Below are 2,936 nucleotides of genomic sequence, written 5' to 3' on the forward strand. Positions count from 1 at the left end.
CTGCCGGTGAAAGCCCTGGACGCCTTTGAGGAAGAGGATTTTTCAGGCTCTGAGCCTGCGCCGGATACGGCCTATGAGCGGGATCAGATGACCCCTGCGGCGGGCATGGCCCTTGCCTCGGAAAAGACGCCCAACCTTCTTTTCACCTGGAAGGAAAGGCGGGAGGCCCGCAGGAACCGCCGTCTGACACTGGGTGTGAGTCTTGTGGGATTGCTGGTTTTTGCCCTTCTTTTTGGTTTCAGCATGTTTGAAAAGGGCAGGCTGGAAAGTCAGGTGGCGAGAAACCGCACCCTGGAAGCACAGTTGGGGGGCTTTAGTGCAAGCCTTGATCCGGAAATGGTGGCCGCACTCCAGAAGAACCTTGAAAACAGAAGGGAAGATCTGCGTAAGCGGGCAGAGCGCTTCGGGCCGGTGGCCCTGGTGGGAGAGGTGCTGCGAAGAACGCCGGAGTCCATTCTCCTGGAGCGGGTTTACTGGGAAAGAAGGACGGAAACCCCAAAAAGTGGTGCTGCGGCCTGTGTGGAGATTGATGGCCGCATCCTGCGCAAAGGGGAAGGTCCGGCTCCGGAAAGCCTGCTTGCAACCTATGGGCTGGACTTAAGTCAGGCGTCTTTTTTCCTGGGAACCCGTGTGCGCAGGCAGGGCATGGGCGAGGGCGGCTCTGTGCTGACCTTTGGGCTGAGTGTGGACTGCCATGGAGATTTTAAGCCATGAAAGAAAGTTTCCGGGTATCCAGAACCAACATCATCCTGCTTTGCACCCTGACCTTAGGCCTGACCCTTTACGCCTTTTCAGGAATTTATCTGACCATGCGACGGGTGCAGGAAGCCCGTGCCGAAGGCCAGCGCCTGGAAGACAGGCTGCGGGTGCAGGAAATTCTGAGCCCTGCCTATGCAGGACTGATGCGGCGTCTTTCAGAAAAAGACACCTCCCTTTCCCTTGCGCTTCCGACCTTCACTGCCCTTTCCGGGGATCTGCTGGGCAATCTGTGGGGGATTTTTGCAGACCCTGCCCGGCGTGCGGGCGTGACCCTGAAGGATGTGCTGCCCGATGCGAACGCCTATGATCCCAGGTCAGGTTTTTTGTTTGTGAACCTGAGTGTGGAAGGCAGGCCTTCGGATTTTCATGGCTTTCTTGTGAGCCTTGGGGAAATGCCCTTTGTGGAGCGTTTTATTTCCATTGAGGTGCTGAGCGGAGGGCCGGTGCGGGAGATGCGGGTGCGCGTGCAGGTGCGGATGCAACCTGGGGGAGGACGACGCTCATGAATATGCGGGAAAAGATCCTTCTTGGGGCTGTGGTGCTTGCCCTTTTCTATGCGGGCTATGAGTGGGGGTTTAAAAAAGCAGCGAAGGAAGGCTGGACCTCGGGCGTGGCTGCGGCGGAAAAGGTGCTGGCCGGTATGGCTGCACAGGCGGGCGAGGTGGAAAAAGAGGGCCTTTACGCAGGACTTCTGGATGCGGCGGTGAAGCCCTGGCCGGAAGATGCCTTTTTTCGGGCGCCTGCGGGTGAGGAAGATGTGAAAAGGGAAGCGCTTGCTCCGGAAATCATGAAAACCCCGGAATGGGTGTACATGGGATATATGGCTCTTGGAAATCTGCGCATTGCCGTGATTTCCGGTGTGGAATACGCCAAGGGGGAAGTGCTGGTGGGGCAGGAGGCGCTGCGGGTGGCAGCCATAGAAGAGGAACGGGTGGTGCTGGCCGGGCCACAGGGTCAGAAGGTGATTCTGGAACGCATGGGAGGGGAGACGTGGTGATGGGTAAGGGCGTGAAAGGTTTCCGGTCCGGCATGCGGTTTCTGGCTTTGGGTCTGGGCCTCCTGCTGTTGGCAGGCTGCATGGGGCGGGAGGCGGAGAAAAAGGGGGACGTCTTCATGGACCCCTGGCGGGCCAGGGCCGAGGTTTCCCAGGGCTATTCCCCCACCGCAGGCACAACGGTGGTGCAGTATCCGGAGTTTTCCGATGAGCCTGTCAAAACCTTCATCGGAGAGGAAGGGCCTGCGGATGCACCGCAGGCGGATTTTCCCGTAACCCCTGTGACGCTCCGCATGCAGGATGTGGACATTTCCGTTTTGCTGCGGGCGCTGTGCCGCAGTGTGGAACGCAATGTGGTGATGAGTCCCGGTGTGGAGGGAAAAGCCAGCCTTAATATTGTGAATGCGCCCTGGCGGGAGGTGTTCATCAGCCTTCTGAACGCCCATGATCTGACCTTTGTGGAAGAGGGCAGCATGCTCCGCATTCTGACCCGGGAGGAGCGGGCAAAACAGCTTGCCTCCCAGCGCAGGGTGCAGGTGGCCGAACCCCTTGTGACCGCAGTGATCCATGTGGATTATGCGGATCCCGAAGGGCTTGCCTCCAATCTGCAGCAGTTTCTGAAAAGTCGCAAAGAACCGGGCAAGGCCGGGGAGAGCAGTTCGGACGCGGACGGTTCTGCGGTGATGGTGGATAAGAACACCCGTTCTCTCATGATTCAGGCCACCCGGGGAGATCTCGAACGAATTCTGAAGCTCATCAAGCACCTGGATCGGCCAACGCCCCAGATTTTTCTTGAGGCTCACATTGTGGAAGCCACACGGGATACGGCCCGCGAGCTGGGTATCCAGTGGGGCGGGGTGTACAAGGGCGGAGGCAACCACTGGGTGACCGGGGGCAACCAGGCCTTGCGTTCCTTTGATCTCACCAATCCGTCTTCGGTGAACCCTTCCACGGGTAATGTGGTGAATTTTCCAGCCGACATCAGTGATGGCGGTTTTTCCTTGGGCTTTATCTCCGAATACCTGGGCACAAGCATTCTTTCTGTGCAGCTTTCCGCCCTGGAAAAGGAGGGAAAGCTGAACATCCTTTCAAGGCCGTCCATTACCACCCTCAACAACCAGAAGGCGGTGATAGAGTCGGGCAGGGAGGTGCCTTACCAGACCGTGGAAGACGGAGAGGTGAA

General features: G+C 58.4%; 4 protein-coding genes. All 4 read left to right on the top strand.

Going from position 1 to position 2,936, the window contains the following annotated elements:
• On the top strand, positions 1-714 hold a 714-nt coding region (locus RBR60_RS16620), incomplete at its 5' end, for a hypothetical protein (RefSeq protein WP_320358887.1).
• Positions 711-1,265 carry a hypothetical protein gene (locus RBR60_RS16625; RefSeq protein ID WP_320358889.1) on the top strand — a complete coding sequence of 185 codons (555 nt, stop codon included), beginning with the start codon at positions 711-713 and terminating at the stop codon, positions 1,263-1,265. The genes RBR60_RS16620 and RBR60_RS16625, both read left to right, overlap by 4 nt.
• The gene (locus tag RBR60_RS16630; RefSeq protein WP_320358891.1) at positions 1,262-1,756 is read left to right on the top strand and encodes a hypothetical protein; all 495 of its coding nucleotides are present in this window, start codon (positions 1,262-1,264) and stop codon (positions 1,754-1,756) included. The genes RBR60_RS16625 and RBR60_RS16630 overlap by 4 nt, the downstream gene beginning before the upstream one ends.
• On the top strand, positions 1,756-2,936 hold a 1,181-nt coding region (locus tag RBR60_RS16635; protein ID WP_320358893.1), incomplete at its 3' end, for a secretin N-terminal domain-containing protein. The genes RBR60_RS16630 and RBR60_RS16635, both read left to right, overlap by 1 nt.

Origin of the sequence: Desulfobotulus sp. (assembly GCF_034006065.1) — a bacterium.
In the GTDB taxonomy this organism is placed as follows: domain Bacteria; phylum Desulfobacterota; class Desulfobacteria; order Desulfobacterales; family ASO4-4; genus Desulfobotulus.